20 protein-coding genes, 1 tRNA gene and 4 pseudogenes are annotated in these 20,349 nt (G+C 69.6%); 15 read left to right on the forward strand and 10 right to left on the reverse strand.

The features are described from left to right. Position 1: 1 nt before the first annotated feature. On the reverse strand, positions 2-691 hold the full coding sequence (locus tag ACWCQS_RS38105) for a response regulator (RefSeq protein ID WP_451008736.1): 690 nt from the start codon (positions 689-691) through the stop codon (positions 2-4). Then, the gene (locus ACWCQS_RS38110) at positions 691-2,355 is read right to left on the reverse strand and encodes an ATP-binding protein (protein ID WP_451008737.1); all 1,665 of its coding nucleotides are present in this window, start codon (positions 2,353-2,355) and stop codon (positions 691-693) included. Before ACWCQS_RS38110 ends, ACWCQS_RS38105 begins: the two co-directional genes overlap by 1 nt. 237 nt (positions 2,356-2,592) lie before the next feature. Here ACWCQS_RS38110 and ACWCQS_RS38115 point away from each other — a divergent pair, with 237 nt between their 5' ends. The 9 genes from ACWCQS_RS38115 to ACWCQS_RS38155 all read left to right on the forward strand — a co-directional run bounded on the left by ACWCQS_RS38115 (position 2,593) and on the right by ACWCQS_RS38155 (position 10,250). Continuing rightward, on the forward strand, positions 2,593-3,453 hold the full coding sequence (locus tag ACWCQS_RS38115; protein WP_451008738.1) for an ABC transporter ATP-binding protein: 861 nt from the start codon (positions 2,593-2,595) through the stop codon (positions 3,451-3,453). Continuing rightward, positions 3,450-4,328 (forward strand): ABC transporter permease, encoded by an 879-nt coding sequence (locus tag ACWCQS_RS38120; protein WP_451008739.1) that lies wholly within the window; start codon positions 3,450-3,452, stop codon positions 4,326-4,328. The genes ACWCQS_RS38115 and ACWCQS_RS38120 overlap by 4 nt, the downstream gene beginning before the upstream one ends. Positions 4,329-4,383: 55 nt before the next feature. Continuing rightward, complete coding sequence (locus ACWCQS_RS38125) at positions 4,384-5,469, forward strand: ABC transporter substrate-binding protein (protein WP_451008740.1); 1,086 nt, start codon at positions 4,384-4,386, stop codon at positions 5,467-5,469. 188 nt (positions 5,470-5,657) lie between these two features. Next, entirely contained in the window at positions 5,658-6,278 is a 621-nt protein-coding gene (locus tag ACWCQS_RS38130; protein WP_451008741.1) for a TetR/AcrR family transcriptional regulator, read from the forward strand. Between the two features lie 91 nt (positions 6,279-6,369). After that, complete coding sequence (locus ACWCQS_RS38135; RefSeq protein WP_451008742.1) at positions 6,370-7,293, forward strand: LysR family transcriptional regulator; 924 nt, start codon at positions 6,370-6,372, stop codon at positions 7,291-7,293. A gap of 295 nt (positions 7,294-7,588) precedes the next feature. Then, entirely contained in the window at positions 7,589-8,761 is a 1,173-nt protein-coding gene (locus tag ACWCQS_RS38140; RefSeq protein WP_451008805.1) for a YbfB/YjiJ family MFS transporter, read from the forward strand. Further along, a complete protein-coding gene (locus ACWCQS_RS38145; protein WP_450986139.1) occupies positions 8,758-9,060 on the forward strand; it encodes a muconolactone Delta-isomerase family protein in 303 nt (100 codons plus the stop codon). The genes ACWCQS_RS38140 and ACWCQS_RS38145 overlap by 4 nt, the downstream gene beginning before the upstream one ends. Before the next feature lie 23 nt (positions 9,061-9,083). Further along, a complete protein-coding gene (locus ACWCQS_RS38150) occupies positions 9,084-9,458 on the forward strand; it encodes a YybH family protein (protein ID WP_451008806.1) in 375 nt (124 codons plus the stop codon). 78 nt (positions 9,459-9,536) lie between these two features. After that, entirely contained in the window at positions 9,537-10,250 is a 714-nt protein-coding gene (locus ACWCQS_RS38155) for an SDR family NAD(P)-dependent oxidoreductase (RefSeq protein ID WP_451008743.1), read from the forward strand. 295 nt (positions 10,251-10,545) lie between these two features. Here the strand turns inward: ACWCQS_RS38155 and ACWCQS_RS38160 are convergent, their stop codons facing one another. Then, positions 10,546-11,232, reverse strand: coding sequence for an alpha/beta fold hydrolase (locus tag ACWCQS_RS38160; RefSeq protein ID WP_451008744.1), 687 nt, complete (start codon positions 11,230-11,232; stop codon positions 10,546-10,548). 139 nt (positions 11,233-11,371) lie between these two features. Beyond that, positions 11,372-11,629 (reverse strand): annotated as a pseudogene (locus ACWCQS_RS38165) (transposase); the annotation flags it as partial. Between the two features lie 398 nt (positions 11,630-12,027). On the opposite strand from ACWCQS_RS38165, the pseudogene ACWCQS_RS38170 reads away from it, so the two are divergent. Further along, positions 12,028-12,123, forward strand: a pseudogene (locus ACWCQS_RS38170) (helix-turn-helix domain-containing protein); the annotation flags it as partial. Then, complete coding sequence (locus ACWCQS_RS38175; RefSeq protein ID WP_451008807.1) at positions 12,117-13,079, forward strand: IS630 family transposase; 963 nt, start codon at positions 12,117-12,119, stop codon at positions 13,077-13,079. The pseudogene ACWCQS_RS38170 and the gene ACWCQS_RS38175, both read left to right, overlap by 7 nt. 32 nt (positions 13,080-13,111) lie before the next feature. On the opposite strand, the pseudogene ACWCQS_RS38180 reads toward ACWCQS_RS38175, so the two are convergent. After that, positions 13,112-13,609 (reverse strand): annotated as a pseudogene (locus tag ACWCQS_RS38180) (aldo/keto reductase); the annotation flags it as partial. Between ACWCQS_RS38180 and ACWCQS_RS38185 the strand changes: the two are divergent. Next, positions 13,610-13,885 (forward strand): annotated as a pseudogene (locus ACWCQS_RS38185) (NF041680 family putative transposase); the annotation flags it as partial. It lies immediately after the preceding pseudogene. 135 nt (positions 13,886-14,020) lie between these two features. On the opposite strand, the gene ACWCQS_RS38190 reads toward ACWCQS_RS38185, so the two are convergent. Further along, positions 14,021-14,560 (reverse strand): MarR family winged helix-turn-helix transcriptional regulator, encoded by a 540-nt coding sequence (locus ACWCQS_RS38190; protein WP_451008745.1) that lies wholly within the window; start codon positions 14,558-14,560, stop codon positions 14,021-14,023. A gap of 68 nt (positions 14,561-14,628) precedes the next feature. Here ACWCQS_RS38190 and ACWCQS_RS38195 point away from each other — a divergent pair, with 68 nt between their 5' ends. Beyond that, positions 14,629-15,921, forward strand: a complete 1,293-nt coding sequence (locus ACWCQS_RS38195; RefSeq protein WP_451008746.1) for an MFS transporter — start codon at positions 14,629-14,631, stop codon at positions 15,919-15,921. A 305-nt stretch (positions 15,922-16,226) separates the two neighbouring features. After that, complete coding sequence (locus ACWCQS_RS38200; protein ID WP_451008747.1) at positions 16,227-16,667, forward strand: transposase; 441 nt, start codon at positions 16,227-16,229, stop codon at positions 16,665-16,667. 93 nt (positions 16,668-16,760) lie between these two features. Here the strand turns inward: ACWCQS_RS38200 and ACWCQS_RS38205 are convergent, their stop codons facing one another. The 3 genes from ACWCQS_RS38205 to ACWCQS_RS38215 form a co-directional block, all read right to left on the reverse strand. Beyond that, complete coding sequence (locus ACWCQS_RS38205) at positions 16,761-17,057, reverse strand: effector-associated constant component EACC1 (RefSeq protein WP_451008748.1); 297 nt, start codon at positions 17,055-17,057, stop codon at positions 16,761-16,763. Between the two features lie 296 nt (positions 17,058-17,353). After that, positions 17,354-17,427: transfer RNA gene (locus tag ACWCQS_RS38210), tRNA-Pro, on the reverse strand. Between the two features lie 45 nt (positions 17,428-17,472). Then, on the reverse strand, positions 17,473-18,900 hold the full coding sequence (locus ACWCQS_RS38215; protein WP_451008749.1) for an MFS transporter: 1,428 nt from the start codon (positions 18,898-18,900) through the stop codon (positions 17,473-17,475). 194 nt (positions 18,901-19,094) lie between these two features. On the opposite strand from ACWCQS_RS38215, the gene ACWCQS_RS38220 reads away from it, so the two are divergent. Next, the gene (locus ACWCQS_RS38220) at positions 19,095-19,688 is read left to right on the forward strand and encodes a TetR/AcrR family transcriptional regulator (protein WP_388626790.1); all 594 of its coding nucleotides are present in this window, start codon (positions 19,095-19,097) and stop codon (positions 19,686-19,688) included. A gap of 97 nt (positions 19,689-19,785) precedes the next feature. Here the strand turns inward: ACWCQS_RS38220 and ACWCQS_RS38225 are convergent, their stop codons facing one another. Beyond that, positions 19,786-20,301, reverse strand: a complete 516-nt coding sequence (locus ACWCQS_RS38225; RefSeq protein WP_451008750.1) for a hypothetical protein — start codon at positions 20,299-20,301, stop codon at positions 19,786-19,788. Between the last annotated feature and the right edge of the window lie 48 nt (positions 20,302-20,349).

The following is a 20,349-nucleotide window of genomic DNA, read 5'->3' on the forward strand; positions in this document are numbered from 1 at the left end:
TTCAGGTGACGATGCGATAGAGGTGCTCCGGACGCCCGGCCGCGCCGTACCGGAGCTCCAGGCGGACCATGCCCTCCTTGACCAGGTAGGACAGATAGCGCTGAGCCGTGGCGCGGGAGACGCCGGTGAGCTCGGCCGCCTCCGCCGCCGACACCGGCCCGCTCGCGGCGCGCAGCGCCTGGTGGACCAGGGTCAGCGTGGGCGCGGAGTGGCCCTTGGCCGGTACCCGCGGCACGGCGGGCGGCCGGGCCGCACTGAACAGGGCGTCCACATCGGCCTGGTCCGTCTCGGCGGCCGGGCCGAGCAGCTCCACGCGGTGCTGCAGCTCCCGGTAGGCGGTGAGCCGCTCGCACAGGTCGGGTGAGCCGAACGGCTTGACCAGGTAGCCCACGGCACCGAGCTTCATGGCGGTGCGCACCGACTCGATGTCCCGGTCCGCGGTGATCATCAGGGCGTCGGGCCGGGCTCCGCCCTCGTCCCCGGTGAGCCGGCGCAGCACGTCGAGTCCGCTGCCGTCGGGCAGGAAGATGTCGAGCAGCAGCAGGTCGGGGCGCAGGGTGCGGACCGCCTCCAGTGCCTCGGCGACGCTCGCCGCCTCGCCGACCACGCCGAATCCCGGGACGCGGCTCACGTACTCGCTGTGGATGTGGCTCACCCGGAAGTCGTCGTCCACGACCAGGGTCCGGATCATCAGCGCTCGCCTCCCACCGGCAACGCCGTGGTGAACAGTGCGCCCCGCGGCGCCGAGGCCGTCTCGGGGAGGGGCAGTACGACCGTGAAGACCGCGCCGGGTCCCTCGCTGACCGTGATGGTGCCGCCGTGCCGTTGCACCAGCCGGTGCACCAGGGCCAGTCCGAGGCCGCGCCGGGCGGTGCCCCGTTCCGGCCGGGTCGACCAACCGTCCTCGAAGATCGACTCGACCGACTCCGGCGGGATCCCCGGACCGGTGTCCGCGACCCGGACCCGCACCTCGTGGGAGCTCTCGGTCAGGGTGAGCCGTACCTCGCGACCGCCCGCCGGGCGCGGGCCCTCGCCCGCCGCGTCGACCGCGTTGTCCAGCAGATTGCCGGCGATGGTCAGCAGTCGGTGCAGGTGCGGCGGGTCCTGGCCGAGGGCCGAGTCGTCGGTCAGCACGATCCGTACGCCGCGTTCGGTGGCGACGGTGGTCTTGGCCACGATCAGACCGACCATGAGCGAGTTCCCGATCCGCTTGCGCACGGACTCGGTGAGCGCCTGGCCGGCGCCGGCCGCGCCGACGGCGAACTCGTAGGCGTCGTCGTACTCCCCGATGTCGAGCAGACCGGCCAGGGTGTGCATGCGGTTGGTGAACTCGTGCTGCTGAGCCCGGAGCGCGTCGGTCAGGCCACGCACGGAGTCCAGTTCGCGCAGCAGTCCGACCAGCTCGGTGCGGTCCCGTACGGTGACCACGGCGCCGAGTTCACGGCCGTGCAGGGTGACCGGCATGCGGTTGACGACGAGGCAGTGCTCGTCGGTCAGGACGCTGACGTCGGCGCCGGTCAGGGTGCCGTCCAGGGCGCGGCGCAGCCGGCCGTCGGGCAGGACCTGCTCGACGGTGCTGCCGAGTGCGGTGCCGAGGCCGAGCAGCCGACGGGCCTCGTCGTTCACGACGGTGATCCGGCCGTCGGGGTCGAAGGCGACCACGCCCTCGCGGATGCCGTGCAGCATCGCCTCTCGGTCCTGCAGCAGTCCGGCGATCTCCTCCAGCTCCAGCCCGAACGTGGTCCGTTTCAGCCGTCTGGCCAGCAGATAGGCGGCCGCGGCACCGAGCGCGGTGGCGATCGCGGCGTACAGGCCGAAGGTGGGCAGCTCGCGCCACAGCTCGCTCAGCACATGCCGTTCCGGGATGCCCACCGACACCTCGCCGACCAGCTTGCCCGTCGGCCCTTTCAGCGGGGCCTTGCCGTTGGCGGACCGCCCGGTCGCGCCCTGGTCGGTGCCGACGTGCGTCCGGCCGTCCAGCACCACGATCGGCTCGGTCACCGGCGAGCCGACCAGCTCCGGCATGGGATGCGAGTGGCGGATCCCGTGCAGGTCGATCACCACCACGTACGACGCCCCCGACGCCTTGCGGATCCGCTCGGCGGCGGTCTGCACCACGGCACCGCCGTCGCCGTACTCCATGGCCCGCCGGATCTGCGGGTCCGCGGCCGCGGTCTTCGCGATGGCCACGGCCCGCTCCTCGTAGGTGCGGTCGAGTGCGGAGCGCTGCGCGAAGGCGAACAGGACGAAGCCGATGGCGCCGGTGAGCGCCAGGATGACGAGCTGGCTGGTGAGGATCCGCGCGGAGAGTCTCCCCCTCCCGCCGCGCCCGATCCGCATACGGATGGGTGTCACAGGTGCCTCTTCGCCTCTGTCCCGCCGGGTGCCGGGCCGGCCCTGCGCCGCACCCGTGGTGGCGTGATTGTGCCCGATGGCTGAAATCCTGCCCAGCCCCGTATCACTGAGCAGAATGAGCAGAACCCCGGTTAACGCGGCTTTCGCGAGATACCTGGGAAACAGCGACGTAACACTGGGTGGCCTCTAGCGTCTGCCTTCCTCGACCCCACGAGGTGTGGAAGGAGACGGCCTCACATGGCTTCGCGAAACGATGTCGCGAGGAGCCCGATCGCCGATGCAGCAGAGCGCGAGGACGCGCGCATCGAGATCTCCGGGCTCACCAAGCGATTCCTGACCCCTGCCGGTGAGGTGTTCACGGCGCTGCAAGGCGTTTCGTTCACCGTGGAGCCGGGTCAGTTCTGTGCGGTGGTCGGTCCCACCGGCTGCGGCAAGTCGACCACGCTCAGCATGGTGTCCGGCCTCGACCGGCCCAGCGAGGGCTCGGTCAAGGTCGGCGGCCGTGAGGTGGAGGGCATCACCGACGGCGTCAGCTTCATGTTCCAGGCGGACGCGCTGCTGCCCTGGAAGACGGTCCTCGGCAATGTGCTGATGGGCCCGGTCTTCCGCGGCGTGCCCAAGCAGCAGGCCCAGGCCTCGGCCCGGGACTGGCTGCGCCGCGTCGGCCTCTCCGGCTTCGAGGACCGCTATCCGCACCAGCTCTCGGGCGGTATGCGCAAGCGCGTGGCGATGGCCGCGGCGCTGATCAACGAACCCAAGATCCTGATCATGGACGAGCCGTTCGGCGCCCTGGACGTGCAGACCAAGGCGATCATGTCGACCGAGCTGCTGGACCTGTGGGAGCAGATCCGGCCCTCCGTCATCTTCATCACCCACGACCTCGACGAGGCCGTGGCGCTCGCCGACCGGGTCGTCGTCATGACGTCCAGCCCCGGGTCGGTCAAGGCCGTCTTCGACATCGACCTGCCGCGGCCGCGCGGCTCGGTCCAGGAGATCCGCTACCAGCCCCGCTTCATCGAACTCCAGCACCAGATCTGGGACACGCTGCGCGAAGAGGTGGAGCGCGCCTACGCACGCACCTCAGGAGGAAAGGCATGAGTACGACGTCCACCGCTTCCACCGTCCCGGTCGCCGACGGCGGGCCCGCCTCGGCCGCGTCCGCCGCCAAACGGGCCGCACGACGTCGGGTCGTACTGGTGTGGGCGGGCCGGCTCGGCCTCGCCGCAGTCGTCATCGGCGGCTGGCAGGCCTTCACCACCTGGGGCATCGTCGACCCGTTCTTCTTCGGGCAGCCGTCCGGGATCTGGCAGCGGCTGATCGACCTCTTCCAGAACGGCACCGAGTTCGGGTCCTTCTACGCGAACATCTGGACCACCATCCAGGAGGCGCTGATCGGCTTCGCCCTCGGTGCCGGCACCGGAGTTGTCTTCGGCGTCGCACTGGGCCAGAGCCCCTATCTGTCCGACGTCCTCGGTCCCTACATCAAGATGGTCAACGCCATCCCGCGTATCGTCCTCGGCTCGATCTTCATCGTCGCCTTCGGCATCGGCGTGACCCCGAAGATCCTGCTCGCCGCCGTGCTGGTGTTCTTCATCGTCTTCTTCAACGCCTTCCAGGGCGTCCGCGAGGTCGACCGCAACATCCTCGCCAACGCCCGGGTGCTCGGCGCCTCCCAGCTGCAGATCATCCGGCATGTCATCGTGCCGTCCGCGCTGACCTGGATCATCGCCAGCCTGCACAGCGCCTTCGGCTTCGCCATCGTCGGCGCGCTGGTCGGCGAGGTGCTCGGCGCGCAGAGCGGCCTCGGCCTCGTCATCAAGACCGCGCAGAACAACTTCGACCCGAACGGCGTGTTCGCCACGATGCTCGTCATCGCGGTGATCGTGCTCGGCGCGGAGTGGCTGATCGGCAAGCTCGAGCGCCGGCTGCTCTCCTGGCGCCCCCCGGCCCCCTCCGAGGCCAACAGCCTCTGATTTCCCAGCCCTTCGCACCTTCCGCTCCCGAAAGACCGACAACGAAAGAGCAGCCATGTTCAAGAGAACCCTCACCGCCTCCCTCGTCACCGTCCTCGCCCTCGGCGCGGCCTCCGCGTGCTCCAGCAGCTCCTCCGGCTCCGGCTCGGGCGGCTCCGGCGGTACCCCGACCGTCAAGATCATGGTCGGCGGCATCGACAAGCAGATCTACCTGCCGTACCAGCTCGCCCAGAACCTCGGCTTCTACAAGAAGTACGGCGTCAACGTCGTGCTCAGCACCGAGCAGGACGGCGGCACCGGCGCCGAGGACGCCATGGCCTCGGGGCAGGTGGACATGGCGGGCGCCTGGTACAACCACACGATCGACTTCCAGGTGAAGGGCAAGGCGGTGGAGGACGTCGTCCAGCTGTCCGGCGCGCCGGGCGAGCGGGAGATGTGCGGCACCAAGAGCGGGGTGCACTCGGCCGCGGACTTCAAGGGCAAGACCCTGGGCGTCACCGACCTCGGCTCGGGCACCGACACGCTCACCCAGTTCCTGGCCGCCAAGAAGGGCGTCAAGACCGCGGACTTCCACCGGATCGGGGTCGGCGCGGGCTCCACCGCCATCGCCGCGCTGCAGAACGGCAAGGTGGCCTGTGTCATGACGACGCAGCCCACGGTCGCCGCGATCCAGAAGAAGGGCATCGGCTACTCGGCGGTCGACGTGGCCACCACCTCGGGTGCGACGGCCGCGACGGGCGGTGCCTGGCCGGCCGCGGGTGTCATCGCCCGTACCGACTGGGTGAACTCGCACAAGGACGCGGTGCAGAAGGTCGTCGACGCGCTCGTGGCCACCATGCACTGGATCGACAAGCACAGCGCGTCCGACATCGCCGACAAACTGCCGCAGTCGTTCGTGCAGAACCAGCTGGTCACCAAGGCCGACTACATCTCGGCCCTGACGCAGGACAAGGGCCAGTTCCTCCCGGACGGGATCATGCCGGCCGGCGGCCCCAAGAACGTCCTGTCCACGGAGGAGCTGGTGGGCCACGCGACCTCGAAGGTGAACCTCGGTACGACGTTCACCAATGACTTCGCCATCGCGGCCAACAAGAAGGAAGGCTTCACCACGACGACGACCCCGGCGGGGACGTCCGGCTGAGTCTCCGTCTCACACGGGACACTGACGGGAATCACCAAGCGGCCGTGCCGGATCACTCCGGCACGGCCGCTGATCCGCGCCTCCGCACTGATGCCCCACAGGTCGCAGGTCACAGGTCACAGGTCGCAGGTCACATGGATAGCCGACCGGTCCATTAATGCTAGGCGATCGGTCGTATACTCCGGGTCATGGGACGTACCAGTGATGCGAAGGAGAAGATCCTCACCGCCGCGCAGTCGCTCATCGAGCTGCGCGGCTACTCCGCGCTGGGCGTGGCTGAGATCTGCAAGGCCGCCGGCGTGCCCAAGGGCAGCTTCTACTACTTCTTCGAGTCCAAGGAAGCTCTTGCCCTGGCCGTGCTGGACGAGCACTGGCAGGCCCAGCGCAATGACTGGGCCCGGGCCCTGCACAACGATGCGGAGCCGCTCTCACGGCTGCGCCGGCTGTTCCAGGAGACGGAGGCCGAGCTGCGCGCAGGCCAGCAGAGCTGCGGGACCGTCTCCGGCTGCATGTTCGGCAACCTCACCCTGGAGCTGAGCAACCAGACCGAGCCCATCCGCGAACGCCTGCAGCAGATCTTCGAGGCCCAGGTGGCGATGGTCGAGAAGGTCGTCGCCGAAGCCCTGGAGCGCGGGGAGGTCACGGTCGGGGACACCCGGGAGGCCGCCCGGTCGGTGGTCGCCCAGCTCGAGGGCCAGGTGCTGTTCGCCAAGCTCTACAACAACACCCAGCACCTGGACGCCCTGTGGGAGAACTGCTTGTCGCTGCTCTCCGCACACCGTCCGGACGTGGCGGCCGTCGACTCCTGACCCGGCCACAGCGGCACCCCATGCGCGTCCCCCAGGCGACGGGCGGAGGTCCTTCCCGCACCGGGATGTCGGGCCTCTCATCGCGCGTAGCATGACCGGCGTGGAATTGCGTCAAGTGCGGTACTTCCTCGCGGTCGCCGAGGAGCTGAACTTCGGCCGCGCCGCGAGCCGGCTCCTGATCGCGGGTCCGTCCTTGTCCCAGCAGATCAAGGCGCTGGAACGCGACCTCGGGGTGCGGCTGTTCGACCGGGACCGCCGCTCGGTCACCCTCACACCGGCCGGAGCGGCGCTCCTCCCGCACGCCCGCGCCCTTGTGGACAGCGCCGACGACCTCCGCGGGCGCGCGGCGCGGCTCGCCGGCTCGGAGCCGGTCCGGCTCGGCTACGTCAGCCGGCTGCCCGCGAACCTCACCGCGCGGACCTCGGCCGTGGCGCGTGTGCACGTCGATGCCTGGGTCGCGCCCTCGCACACACAGGCCGCCCGGGTCGCGGACGGCAGCCTCGACCTCGCGGTGTGCCGGGTCCCGCGCGAGGACCTGGACGCACGGGATCTCACCTCCCGGCTCATCGGTGCCGACCGCCTGTACGCGGTCGCCGTCGGCCATGAGGCAGCCGAGGTCCGCGCCCGGGACGTCGTCGTCCTGCTGGAGGACGACGACACTTCATGGCGCTCCTGGAACGTGTTCGCCGAGCAACTCGCCCGCGACACCGGCGCCCGTACGGCGCACATCTCCGACGGCGGCATCACCGGGCCGGCGTTCTTCGACCATGTGCGCCGATCGCGCCGACCGATCCTCAACTCGCCGAAGGCGCAGACCACTCCGCTCCCGCCCGACCTGGTCGCGCATCCGGTGGTCGAGCCGAGGGTCTACTGGGCCTGGTCCCTGGTCCGGCGGCGCGGCGAGGTGCGCACGGCCGTGCTGAACACCGTCGACGCCCTTACGGACGGCCTCGGCGACCTCGGCATCCACGACCCTGACGCCTGGCTGCCCGACGACGACCCGTACAAGCGGTAACTGCTTCTTCGGCTGCCCCGAGCCGTGATCCGGGGACACGGGCCGAGTTCGGCAGAAACGCGGGGCGGGGCTGGCCCATCGGCCCCTGGGAGGCTGAGGCTCCCAGCAGGGAGGAAGCAGGTCGTGGAGTCCGGCCAGGTGACGGGCGCAGTCTGGGGCCATGGGAAACGGGCAGCAGGTCGAGGAACATCGCATGACCGCAACACCGTCGCGAGATCCGGCCTCCACCGCGGAAGGAGCGGTCAACTCACCCTGGGTGCACGTCGGGCAGGCCGCTGCCGCGCTGGCGACCGGCATGGGCGTGGGTCGCTTCGTCTACACCCCGATCCTCCCGCTGATGCACGCACAGGCCGGACTGTCCGCCGGGGCGGGGGCGAATCTGGCCACCGCCAACTACGTCGGATACCTGCTCGGGGCTCTCGCCGGGACCTTCCTGCCCCGGCTGGTGCGTTCCGCGGGCGTGCTGCGCGGCAGCCTGCTGGCGCTGGTCGCCTCTCTGGCCGCGATGCCGCTGACTCACTCCACCACCCTGTGGTTGCTGTTCCGGCTGGGCGCGGGAGTCTTCAGCGCGCTGATCTTCGTCATCGCCGCCGGCTCACTGCTCAGCCACCTGCGCGAGCACCCGGCCCACCTGCCCGGCTGGGCGTTCGGCGGAGTCGGCGCGGGGATCGCCCTGTCGGGCCTGCTCGTCCTGGCGCTGCGCACGGTCGGCACCTGGCAGGCCGCGTGGTGGGCTTCCGCAGCCCTGGCCGCGACGCTCACCCTCGCCGCCTGGCGTCTGCGACCCGAGCCCGCCCCCGGTCCGGTCTCGTCCGCGGCGGGAACAGACGTACGGGTGTCCGGGCCGCGCACCCATCGCTGGTTCGGCGCCCTGTTCGCCTCCTACACCCTGGAGGGCATCGGCTACATCATCGCCGGCACCTTCCTGGTCGCGGCCATCGAGCAGACCTCGCCCGGCTGGATCGGCAGCGGCGCCTGGGTGCTGGTGGGTCTGGCGGCCGTTCCGTCCGCCGCGCTGTGGGCCTGGCTGGGACACCGATGGTCCCGCCCCGACCTGCTGCTTGCCGCGCTCGGCGTGCAGGCCGTGGGCATCGCCCTGCCCGCCCTGGTGGGCGGGGTCGCGACCGCGCTGATCTCCGCGGTGCTCTTCGGGGCGACCTTCATAGGCGTGAGCACGCTGGCCCTCGCGGCCGGCGCGCACCTGCGGTTCCCTCGCGCCGTGGCGCTGCTGACCGCCGGATACTCGGTCGGCCAGATCCTCGGCCCGCTGGTCGCCACACCCCTGCTCCGCCACGGCTACCACCAGGCCCTGATCCTGGCCTCCGCCGTCGTCCTGACCGCGGCGCTCGCCGCCTTGCTGCTCCGCATCGGATTCCCGCACCGCATACCGACAGCGACTAGTCGACCGGTCTACTATAATCAGGGACCGGCCGGATCCCCCACGGAACCGAGAGGAAAAGGACCATGAAAGAGTTCCTGGTCGAGCTGACCACGACCGTGCCCGAGGGCACCGACACCACCGAGGTCAGCCGGCGCCGCGCCGCCGAGGCCGTCCGGGCGAAGGAGCTCGCTGCCGCGGGACGCCTGGTCCGGCTGTGGCGCCCGTTGGGCGAACTCCGCAGCATCGGTGTGTGGCGTGCCGACGACGAAGCGGATCTGCGTGAGAGGGTCCTTGGCACCCTGCCCCTGTGGCCCTGGATGACCGCGGTGGTCACCGCCGTACAGCCGCACCCCAACGACCCGGGCACAAACGGCTGGACGGCCTGATGAGCGAGACAACGAGGACCCTCATGAACAACACGGCAGCACAGGAATCGACCCTGCGTGGCGTCATGGACCGGTGGAAGTCCGCGGTCGACGCACATGAACCGCAGCGGGTCGCCTCATGTTTCACCGAGGACGCCATCTTCCAGGGACTTCATCCCTACACCGTGGGCCGTCCGGGAGTCGCCGAGTACTACGACTCCCAGCCTCTCGGCTTGACGGCGGACTACCAGGTGCTGGAGACACGGCAGTTGGCCGAGGACGTCCTGCTCGGCTGGCTGGGCGTCGACTTCTCATTCACCGACCGGCCGACGCTCAGGGTCACTCTCGGCGTGGTCCTCAGACGTGAAGCCGACCAGTGGCACATCGCTCACTATCAGGTGTCCAAACTCGCGTCCTGAAGTAGTCGACCGGTCTACTTCATCTCTCGGCCAGTTTCGAAAAGCCGGTTCACCTCCCCCTCAATGGAAAGAACCACCATGAACACTCCCGACCAGAAGGTCGCCGTCATCACCGGCGCGTCGCAGGGCATCGGCGCCGGCCTGGTGGACGCCTACCGCAAGCTCGGCTACGCCGTCGTCGCCACCTCCCGCGGCATTGCCGCCTCGCAGGATCCGGACCTTCTCACCGTTCAGGGCGACATCGCCGACCCTGCCACCGCCGAACGTGTCGTCGCCGCCGGGCTCGAGCGCTTCGGCCGTATCGACACCCTGATCAGCAACGCGGGCATCTTCGTCGCCAAGCCGTTCACCGAGTACACACAGCAGGACTACGACGCGGTCACCGGCGTCAACCTGACCGGGTTCTTCCGCATCACCCAGCTCGCCGTCGAGCAGATGGTCCGCCGGGGAGGCGGACACGTCGTCCAGATCACCACCAGCCTGGTCGACCACGCCAATTCCGCGGTCCCCTCGGTGCTGGCCTCCCTGACCAAGGGCGGTCTGCAGTCCGCCACCAAGGCACTGGCCATCGAATACGCCGCCCGCGGCGTCCGCAGCAACGCGGTCGCACTCGGCGTCATCAAGACGCCCATGCACCACGAGGACTACCACGACACACTCGCCGCGCTGCACCCGGTCGGACGGATGGGCGAGATCAGCGACATCGTCGACGCGGTCGTCTACCTCGAGAACGCCCCCTTCGTCACCGGAGAGATCCTCCACGTCGACGGCGGCCAGAGCGCCGGCCACTGACGCCGGACACCAGTGCCAAGGGCGTTGCCCGTACGCCCGCTCAGAAGGGCCTGCCCGGGCGCCACACCTGGCGCCCGGGGCGCCAGGCTCTGGCTCCGGGCCACGCCAGGGGGATGCTGCTGGACTTCACGGACGAGCAGGCGGTGACCGCCGCGGCCGGCCGGATCGAAGAAGAGGTCAGTGCCATCGCTGTGCTACTGAGCTTGAAAGCGTGATGTCGTTGCAAGGAGGCGGCCCGGTCGGTTCGGGGCCGCCTCCTTGCGTGTTGCGCTGCGGCCGGTCCTTCTCGGCTGGTCTAGGCGTCGAGGGACTCCGCGGCCTCACGGATCACATCGAGGACGAAGTCAGGATGCGAGAGCATGGGAACGTGGCTGCTGTCCACCGGACGGATATTGGCGCCCATGCGCTCGGCGGCGGACCACTCCAGGTCGGGGTGCACGGTGCGGTCGTTGTTGGCGACGATGTACCAGCTTGGCGTCGTCCGCCAGGCGGTGCCGGGAACCTGCTGGTTGAACAGGTCCGCCACTGGCACAGCGCCTGTCGCCAGGACGAGCTTCTGCTCCGCTTCCGGGAGGTCGCCGCAGAAGTGCGGGATGCCTGAGGGCTTGAGCCACACACGGCCGTCAGCGACGTCCACGTGCTCGAAGATGGGCGTGCGGGGGAATTTGTCCTGCTGTGCCTGCGACGTTTCGTCCTCGTCTGGGGCGAGCGCGGCGATGTACACCAGAGCACCGACGCGGTCGTGGGTGCCCGCTTTGGTGATCAGGGTCCCACCATAGGAGTGACCAACCAGCACGATCGGGCCGGGGACGTGGTTGAGCGTGAAATTGACGCACGCGACGTCGCTTTCGAGCGAGTTGAGGCCGTGCTGTGAGGCGAAAACCTCATGGCCTTCAGCCTGGAGCGTGGGGATGAGCTTGTTGAAGCACGACCCATCCGCCCAGAGTCCGTGGGCGAAGACAATGCTGGGCTTGCCCGCCATGACATTTCCTCCTACGGAGAGAACAAATTTGTAGCATTGCAGCATATTGCCCGTTCAGTGCGTATATTTGCGTGATGGCCAGGCGTGTCACCCCATCCCAATCGTTGGGCCTACGAGGTGGAACGTGTTGTCGTGGTGGTCACGTGTTGATGATCAGGCCCGTTTCGGCGAAGCAGCCGCCTATGAGATCGCCGCGGTACTGGATGTGGCGCAGGCCGCGTCGGATGCGCTGGATGAGGTGCTCTGGCGTACTGAAAGCGACGTTGGAGAGCCAGCCCCGCCGCAACAGGGACCATATGCCTTCGACGGGGTTGAGGTCGGGCGCGTAAGGCGGCAGGCAGTAGGTGGTCAGCCAGTCGCGTGAGGCGGCGAACTCCCGCAGCCCGGCGGTCTTGTGACGTTGAGGATGCCCCTATGTTGCGTCAAGCGGCGGCAGGCGGGGCAGCGAGGGCCGGAGCTGGCTGAATGTGGCAGTAGATCTCGCGGGCGACGTAGCGTGTCCGACAGCGGATCACCTCGCGTTTCGACAAGCCCTGTATTTTGCGTCGTTCGAGGCAGAGACGCGTTCGGGCGTCGCGGCGGAGGCGGGTCACGACGATGCGCTAGGACTAGGTAGGCCTTCACGGACAGACCTTCCGCTGCGGCGAGGCCCTGCACGGCGTCCCTCGTGCTCGTGTCGACCTTGACAGTACTGAACGCGGGTATCACGTTCCATTCCGGCTGCCGTGATGGGCCCGGCTGGCGGCCTCGAACACCGCGCGAGGTGAGCGGCTGGCCGCTGCGGCTGATACCGGCGTGCTCCTGGCAGCACGAGGCCGCAACAACGCCCGGATCGCCGCCGAAACCCACCTGCACGTGGACACCGTGCGCCGCTGGCGCGGCCGATTCGCGGCCGGCCGGGTGCCAGCCCTGGCCGACCGCAAGCGGTCGGGGCGGCCTCCGACGTTTACCGCGCTGCAGAGCGCCGAAGGCAAAGCACGGCCTGCCAGTTGCCTACCGAATCCGGAGCCCCGCTCCCGCGCTGGTCGTGCCCCGAGCTCGCGCGCGAGGCCGTCACCCGGGCTATCACCGACACGATCTCCGCCTCCACTGTGCGCCGCTGGCTCAGGGACGACGCACTCAAGCCCTGGCAGCACCGTTCCTGGATCTTCATCCGCGACCCGAACTTCCGCGCCACCGCTCAACGGGTCCTGGACCTGTACGCGCGCACCTTCGATGGCACCCCGCTCGGAGAGGACGAATACGTCATCTCCGCAGACGAGAAGACCTCCATCCAGGCCCGCTGTCGCTGCCATCCCACCCTCGCCCCGGGCCAGGCCCGTTCGATGCGCGTCAACCACACCTACGGGCGCGGCGGAGCCCTGGCCTACCTGGCCGCCTACGACATCCACCGGGCCGAGGTCTTCGGCCGCTGCGAACAGAGCACAGGCATCGTGCCGTTCATGAGACTGGTTGAGCAGGTGATGGGCAACGAACCCTACGCCAGCGCGAAACGGGTCTTCTTCATCGTCGACAACGGCTCCTCGCGCCGCGGCAGGTCGGCCATCGACCGCCTGGCCTCCCGGTTCCCGAACGCCGTCATGGTCCACACACCCGTCCACGCCTCCTGGCTGAACCAGGTAGAGATCTTCTTCTCCATCGTGCAGCGCAAGGTCGTCGCACCCAACGACTTCACAGACCTCGACGAGGTCCGAACCCGGCTCCGAGCATTCGAAGACCGCTACAACGCCGCGGCACAGCCGTTCCAGTGGAGGTTCACCACCTCCGACCTGGACGATCTGCTGGCCAGGCTTGACCGGCACACCGCCGATCACCCAGAAGAATTCTCCGTTGCCCTAACAGCGTGATCAACCCCCGAAGGACTTTCGGGGCTGACCACTTAGGTCCAGGTCGGCACGTTTCCCCCGGCGTAGCGGGCGCCGAAGCCGCCGTGGGGCAGGATCTCGTCGATGGCCTTGAGGTCGGCGTTGGTGAGGGTGAGGTCGGCGGCGCCGACGTTTTCCTCGATGCGCTTCGGGCTGCGGGTGCCGGGGATGGGCACGATGTGCTCGCCCCGGGTCAGGAGCCAGGCCAGGGCGAGCTGGGAGACGGTGGCGCCCTTGGTCGCCGCGAGGGCGGCGAGCCGGTCGACGGCTTCGACGTTCTTCTCGAAGTTGCCCGGCTGCCAGCGCGGGTCGACGTTGCGTATGTCGTTGCCTTCGTATCGGCCGGCGGGCTTGGCGGTGCCGGTGAGGAACCCGCGGCCGAGGGGCGAGTAGGCGACGAAGCCGATGCCGAGTTCGTCCAGGACCGGGAAGAGCTGCTCGACGTCCCGTTCGAACAGGGAGTACTCGCTCTGCAGGACGGAGACCGGCTGCACGGCGTGCGCCCTGCAGATCTGGCCGCCGATCTACGGCGTCCCTGGGAGAAGCCGGCCGAACCGAACAAACTGACACCCGCCCGCGTCCGATGAGGGTTCCGGAACCTGCGAGCGAAGACGGGCTCGCCAGCCGGTGCAGCAAAACCGTCCCGCCCCGGGCCTGGTCGCCCGCTCGGCTTGAAGAACCGCCACCTGGCCACCCGTCACGACGTCGGCAGAGTCCTCGTGACCGGCGAGGCATACAGCCGACCGGCTCACCACAAGGTCGGCACGAAACCACGCCGCACTGGATAAATGACAAGGTTAGTCGCTGTTTTCAATCCGATCTTGCGGGGTGTCGGTCGAACGTGAGTGCCCTTGGGTAGCTGCGGCGGCGGCCAGCGAGATGCTGAGACCTGACGGCGAGAAGCAACACCGCCGACTCGGGATTCACCGGTGGCGGCTGTCCGCCTCCGCCTGGATCAGCATCCGCTTGAGCAGGGCGCTGAGTGCGTCCTGCTCTGCCGGGTCGAGCGGGGCGACCATCGAGTCCTCCGCCTGCCCGCGCAGCTCCATCGCGGCCAGCCAGCGGGTGCGCCCCGCCTCGGTGAGCTCCACGTCCACCCGGCGTCGGTCCTGACTGCTGCGCACACGCCGCACCAGCCCTGACTGTTCAAGGGTGTCCAGACGGCCTGTCATGCCAGCAGGGGAGAGCATGAGTTCAGCCGCTAGCTCGGAGGGGGTGGCCCGCCCCGGGGCCTCGCGCGCGCCGAGCCGGTGCAGTGTGGCGAACTCGAACTCCTGCAGGCCAACCTCGGCCAGGGCGCGGTCTTTGGCTTGGCCGACATGCTTGGCCAGGAGCTGGATGCGGGTGATGATCCCCTCCACCCGCGCGTCGAACGGGGCCTTGCCGCGCCAGCGTGCAAGGTGCACGTCGACGGAGTCGTCCCCTTCTGCGGGCCGCTCCCGGCTCCGACTCTCGGTGTCCATGCCCTCAGTATGCTACGCCAACTTATATTTCGTTGCCAAATGATTAGCTGGCGAAATACTATGCGTACATGACGCAACCCATGCGCCGACTGCTGGTCGGCCGTACCTGCGCGGCGCTGGCCACCGCGCTGATACCCACCACGCTCACGCTCGCGCTGCTTCGAGGACACGCCGCAGGCTCGACGGGTTCGGCAGGGGATCTGGGCCTGGTGCTGGCATGCGAACTGCTGCCCATGCTGGTGCTGCTGCCGGTCGCCGGCGTGCTGGCGGACCGCTTCCCGCCACAGCGGGTCGTGCTCGCTGCCGATCTACTCAGGGGCGCGGCGCAGACCGCGATCGGCGCGGAGCTGCTCTGCGGCCTGGTCCGGGTGCCCGACCTCGCCGTGCTCGCCGCGGTCACCGGCGCCGCGGTCGCCTTCGGCACCCCAGCGGTCCGCACCCTGGTCGCGGCGACCGTCGACGCCGACCAGCGGTTGCGGCTGAACTCGCGGCTGGACGTCGCCACCGGCCTGGCCCAGACCGCCGGCCCTGCTACGGCGGGCGGCATGATGCTGATGCTCGGCGCCGGCTGGTCCTCGCTACTGACCGGCGCGCTCTTCATCGGCTCTGCGACCACCCTGGGCGGCCTGCACACCCGCCGGGCCACCAGGCCGGCCGACGGCGGCCACGCGGGGTTCCGGGCGCAGTTGCGCGAAGGCTGGACCGAGACCCGGCGCCACCGCTGGTTCCTCACCAATGTGCTGGGCCATGGAGTATGGCATCTGGCGGCTGGCTTCCTGCTCACCCTGGGACCGCTGATCGCTGTCCGGAGCATGGGCGGTGACGGCGCGTGGGTCCTGGTGGCCCAGCTGGGGACCGTCGGCATGCTGGTCGGTGCTTTTGCCGCAGGACGGATGCCGATGCGCCGCCCGCTGGTCGGCGTGGCCGTGGGCGCGGCCGTCCTCGCGCTGCCGCTGGCGGCCTTCGGGCTGGGACTGGCGCTGCCCTGGGCGGCGTCTGCGTACTTCCTGGCGATGTTCGGCCTAGGAGTGCTCAGCCCGCTGTGGGAGACCGCCATCCAGCGCCGCATCCCGCAGGAGGTGCTCGGGCGGGTAGGCTCCTTCGACGCGCTGATCTCTTTTGCCGCCCGCCCGTTGGGCCTGGCCGTGGCCGTTCCGGTTGCCACCCTCCTCGGCACCTCGGCACCACTGCTGGCAGGTGCGGTGCTCGTGGCAGCGGCGAACCTGGCCGTGCTGCTGCTGCCCGAGGCATGGGAGCACCCGGAGCCGGTCACGGCACGGGGCGATGCCAGGCGCGAACCTGTGGCCGCGGCGGGCCAGGGTCAGTCGGAGGCCCGCTCCAGGGCAGCGGACGGCAGGTAGCCGGAGGAATGCAGACCCGGTGTCGGCCCGCGCCGTTGCCTGACTGGCTGTCGTCGTGCCCATCTTGAGGGCCACGACGGGGTCCCGATGGGGTGATCGTGGCAACTGCCGTGCATAAGAACAGGGCGTCTTGGTAGCTCGAAGGGTGTCTAGGCCAACAAGCTGTCCAGGAGGCCCTGTTGCCGCGGTTCTACGGCATGGTGGGAGCGGAGTCCACATCGGTCACTTTCGCGTGTGACTGCCTGGCGCACAGGTTCGGGAACGCTGGCGACCACGGGGCGCGCCAACGCCGCTACCCGACCGACATGTCGGACGCCGAGTGGGCGGTGGTCAGGCCGCTGCTGCCGGTGCCGGGCCGGCTGCGGGGCCGGGGCGGCCAGCCGGAGGCATACTGCCACCGAGCGATACTGAACGCGATCCGCTACCTCGTCGACAACGGCACAAAGTGGCGGGCGATCCCGATCGACTTCCCGCCGTGGGACCGGGTCTATGCGTTCTTCCGACGCTGGCGCGATCACGGTCTGGTCCGGGAGTTCCACGACCGGCTCCGCCGCCGAGTGCGCGAGCGGGCGGGGCGGGATCCGGAGCCGAGTGCGGGCGTCATCGACTCCCAGTCGGTCGAGGCGGACGCGGTGGTCGGATCCGACAGCCGGCATGGGAGGTACCCGGTTCGGCCACGACCGTGCAGTGCTCGGCGGGCAACTCCCACGAGAGCGGGCTCATCAGGACAGTTGCAAGATCCTTGAGGTTGTTGGCGACAGCCGGCAGGGATTCAAGCTTCGAGTAGCAGCTGACGCCTGCAAGAACAGCCCGTGAGAGAGCTGGATCGGGCAGTGCGCTCACGACGGGGAGGAGGTCTCGTCCGTTTGCTCCCATGCGTCCACCAGCCGCCGGACTTCTTCCTCGGTCGCGTCCGTCAGACTGATCTCTACGTCGCCACGTCTCATAATGATCTTCGAAGGCCGTGGGCGGGTCTGCCGCCAGGTCACGAGGGAGAGAGCGAAGGATGCCGCACTCCATCCGTTACTGGTGATCAGGCCAAGGCTGTCGATGAGACCACCCATGGATCCGGGTGCCGCAGCCTGCGAGTGCAACGAAACCGTAGCTGCTCGGCGGACGGTCGGCTCCTGACGCAACCACCCCCTCCAGCGACCGGAAATCTTCCTCCTGGTGCTCGCTCTCGATCCGAATCACAACGTGCATTCGCCCCCCTGACCGTGGTCGCGAGGAACCTGACACAGCGGCATCCAGCCCCTCTCGGCGGCGTAGGCCACCTTCGCAATCAGCCAATCTGTCCGATGTCTTGTGGTGACGCTGATTACCGAAGGGTCTGGGACCAAATGTGACACGAGAAGGTCTGGAAACGATCAAGAGCCCTGTCTCGCTGATGCGAAACAGGGCTCTAACCTGCGACTACGAAGTGGCCTTCGAGTCGGGACGACAGGATTTGAACCTGCGACCCCTTGACCCCCAGTCAAGTGCGCTACCAAGCTGCGCCACGTCCCGTTGCGGTCTCACCCGGGGTGTCCCGTGTGATCACGCAGGTCAACCCTACCGCACCTGGGCGGGTGCTCGTGTCGTGCCCGTCGCGGCGGGGACCGTCGTACGGCCCTGGCGGCGGGCCGGGACGAGGAGGGCGGCGCCGGCCGCGGCCAGGCAGAGGAGGGCGAGCAGGGCCCAGCCGTGCGTGTAGCCGGAGGCGTAGGGCAGGCCGGAGGGCTGGAGGCGGCCGGTGACCAGGACGCTGGTGAGCGCGGCGCCGATGGAGCCGCCGATGGTGCGGATGTTGGCGTTCATGCCGGTCGCGGCGCCCGTCTGCTCGGGCGGGACGCTGCCGACGACGAGGTTGGCCATGGAGGCGAAGGCCAGTCCGATGCCGAGGCCGAACAGCCCGGCCACGACGGCGATCTGCCACTGGGCGTCATGCCAGAGGGTGAGGAAGCCGCAGGCCAGTGCGCCGAGGGCGGCACCCGTGGTGAGGAGCGCCTTGGCGCCGACGCGGGGCTCCAGGCGGCCCGAGAGGACGCCGGAGAGGAACATCGCCAGCAGCATGGGGAGCATGAGCAGGCCCGATGCGGTGACGCTCGCACCGAAGCCGTAACCGGCCGCGGACGGCGTCTGGACGAAGCCCGGCAGGAAGGACCAGATCGCGTACATGCCCGCGCCGAAGAGCAGGGCGGCGGCGTTGGTGGTCCACACCGCGGGCAGCCGCATCACGCGCAGGTCGATCAGCGGGGTGCGGGAGCGGGCCTCGGCCGTGAGCCACAGGGCGAACAGCACGACGGCGGCGGCGAACAGGCCGAGCACCTTCGGCGAGCCCCAGCCCCACTGCCCGGCCTGACTCAGCGGCAGCAGCAGGGCCACCAGCCACGCGGAGAGCAGCGTGGCGCCGTACCAACTGACCTTGCCCTGGGCCCGCTTGGGCGACTCGGGGACGTACGCCACGGCGATGAGGACCGTCGCGGCGACGATCGCCACGGGGATCCAGAAGAGCCAGCGGTAGTCGAGCGCGGAGACGATCGGTCCGGCGGCCACGATTCCGACCCCGCCGCCCGCGGCGATGACCGCGGAGAGGTTGCTGATGCTGCCGCTCACCTCACCGGGCGCGAACTCGTCGCGGATGATGCCGAAGGACAGCGGGAACAGGGCGCCGCCGGCGCCCTGGACGACCCGGGCGACGATGAGGACCCCGATGTTCGGGGCGAGCGCGGCGACGAGACAGCCGGCGAGGACGGCGAGCAGGACGCCGACGAGCGTGCGCTTCTTGCCGACGAGGTCGCCGACCCGGCCGAGGATCGGGGTGAAGACGGAGGCGGACAGCAGATAGGCCGTCATCACCCAGGTCGCGGTCGACTGAGAGGCGTGCAGGGCGTGCTGGACGGTCGGCAGGGCCGGCGCGATCAGCGACTGGAGCATGGAGAACACGCCCGCACCGGTCGCGAGGACCGCGAAGGTGAGGCGAGTGGACTTGCGGGGCATGAGCGAGCCTCTCCGAGGGGGAGCGCTGTGGATGGGAGAAGGGGGCATGTGCTGCCGGGCACGTCTGCCCAGGGCGCGGTCGCCCCCGCACTGCTAAAGTGGAGGTACTCCTCCACTCTAGCGGAGGCGCACCTCCGGTTCAAGCTGAAGCGGATGCAATCCTCCGGTTCCTCGATTCCCCCTGGGAGGCAGCAGTGACGGCCACGCCGTTCCCCGTCGGCGAGATCGTGGCGGCCCGCCGGCCGCACCGAAAGGACGCCGCCCGCAACTACGACGCCCTGCTCGCCGCCGCCCGCGAGGCGTTCGCCGAGCACGGCTCCGACGCCTCCCTGGAGGACATCGCCCGTCGCGCGGGCGTCGGCATCGGCACGCTGTACCGGAACTTCCCCACCCGCCGCGACCTGTTCGAGAGCGTCTACGCCGACGAGGTCAACGTCCTGTGCCAGGCGGCCGTGGAGGTGGCGGACCTGGAGCCCTGGGAGGCCCTGACGGCGTGGCTGGACCGGTTCGCCGGCTACATGGTCACCAAGCGCGCGGTGCGCGAGGCGCTGAACGACGAGTCGGAGATCTTCCAGAGCTGCCGCGACTCGATGTACGCCGCCGGAGGGCCGCTGCTGGAGCGCGCCCAGCGGGCGGGCGTGGCCCGGGCGGACATGGACTTCGTCGATCTGCTGCGGATGGTCGCCGGAATCACGGCCACGGCCTTCGACGACGACGCCCAGCGCGACCGGGTGCTCGCCATCGCGCTGGACGGGGTGCGGACCGCCGGCCGCGGGGATCGCCGATGAACCGCGGGCAGCACCGCACACGCGCCGCCGCGGGGGCTGGCCGCGCGGTCCGCCGTGCGCCTGGGAAGGTCCGGCCGCCGCACGCCTGAGACGTGCCCTATTTGATCAGCGCGTTCGCCACCACCACGATCAGGCCGAGCAGCGCGTCCCCGAGTCCCATGAGGACCGCCATCGGCCAACTCCGCCCCGACCAGCGGGCGGTGAGGAGGCCGAGGGCGAACAGGATCAGGGTGTTGAGCGCGAACGCCACGTATTCGACGCCCTTCGCCGGCCACCAGTGCCAGTAGGCGCCCACCAGCAGGAAGACCGTGGGCAGCACGGCCACGACCAGCGGCCACTCCCCCGACATCGAGCGCAGCACGTCCCAGCGGCGGTGCGGAGTGCGTTCGGCGATGTAGTGGGCGTAGCCGTGGGCGAGGGCGGAGGCGAGCGCGGTCACCAGCACCCAGGCGGCGTCATAGCCACGGACCTTCGCCGATGTGTGCCCGTACTGGGTGAGCGCCGCCACCAGCGAGCTGGCGAGCACGGCGCCGTACACACCCCCGAACAGGACGGCCTCGCGTGTGCTCTGCCGCCGGGGCTGTGCCGCGCCGACCGCCGTGGAGTCAGCCATGTCCCCCACGATCACCCGTGCCGCGCCGCCCCGCCAGTCCGCACGGAC

This window comes from Streptomyces sp. NPDC002076 (assembly GCF_053593835.1).

Bases quoted from the DNA above. Each gene is read 5' to 3' on its own strand.
- ACWCQS_RS38105 (WP_451008736.1), bottom strand. From the start codon at position 691: ATGATCCGGACCCTGGTCGTGGACGACGACTTCCGGGTGAGCCACATC.
- ACWCQS_RS38115 (WP_451008738.1), top strand. From the start codon at position 2,593: ATGGCTTCGCGAAACGATGTCGCGAGGAGCCCGATCGCCGATGCAGCA.
- ACWCQS_RS38120 (WP_451008739.1), top strand. From the start codon at position 3,450: ATGAGTACGACGTCCACCGCTTCCACCGTCCCGGTCGCCGACGGCGGG.
- ACWCQS_RS38125 (WP_451008740.1), top strand. From the start codon at position 4,384: ATGTTCAAGAGAACCCTCACCGCCTCCCTCGTCACCGTCCTCGCCCTC.
- ACWCQS_RS38130 (WP_451008741.1), top strand. From the start codon at position 5,658: ATGGGACGTACCAGTGATGCGAAGGAGAAGATCCTCACCGCCGCGCAG.
- ACWCQS_RS38135 (WP_451008742.1), top strand. From the start codon at position 6,370: ATGACCGGCGTGGAATTGCGTCAAGTGCGGTACTTCCTCGCGGTCGCC.
- ACWCQS_RS38140 (WP_451008805.1), top strand. From the start codon at position 7,589: ATGGGCGTGGGTCGCTTCGTCTACACCCCGATCCTCCCGCTGATGCAC.
- ACWCQS_RS38145 (WP_450986139.1), top strand. From the start codon at position 8,758: ATGAAAGAGTTCCTGGTCGAGCTGACCACGACCGTGCCCGAGGGCACC.
- ACWCQS_RS38150 (WP_451008806.1), top strand. From the start codon at position 9,084: ATGAACAACACGGCAGCACAGGAATCGACCCTGCGTGGCGTCATGGAC.
- ACWCQS_RS38155 (WP_451008743.1), top strand. From the start codon at position 9,537: ATGAACACTCCCGACCAGAAGGTCGCCGTCATCACCGGCGCGTCGCAG.
- ACWCQS_RS38160 (WP_451008744.1), bottom strand. From the start codon at position 11,232: ATGGCGGGCAAGCCCAGCATTGTCTTCGCCCACGGACTCTGGGCGGAT.
- ACWCQS_RS38190 (WP_451008745.1), bottom strand. From the start codon at position 14,560: ATGGACACCGAGAGTCGGAGCCGGGAGCGGCCCGCAGAAGGGGACGAC.
- ACWCQS_RS38195 (WP_451008746.1), top strand. From the start codon at position 14,629: ATGACGCAACCCATGCGCCGACTGCTGGTCGGCCGTACCTGCGCGGCG.
- ACWCQS_RS38200 (WP_451008747.1), top strand. From the start codon at position 16,227: ATGTCGGACGCCGAGTGGGCGGTGGTCAGGCCGCTGCTGCCGGTGCCG.
- ACWCQS_RS38215 (WP_451008749.1), bottom strand. From the start codon at position 18,900: ATGCCCCGCAAGTCCACTCGCCTCACCTTCGCGGTCCTCGCGACCGGT.
- ACWCQS_RS38225 (WP_451008750.1), bottom strand. From the start codon at position 20,301: ATGGCTGACTCCACGGCGGTCGGCGCGGCACAGCCCCGGCGGCAGAGC.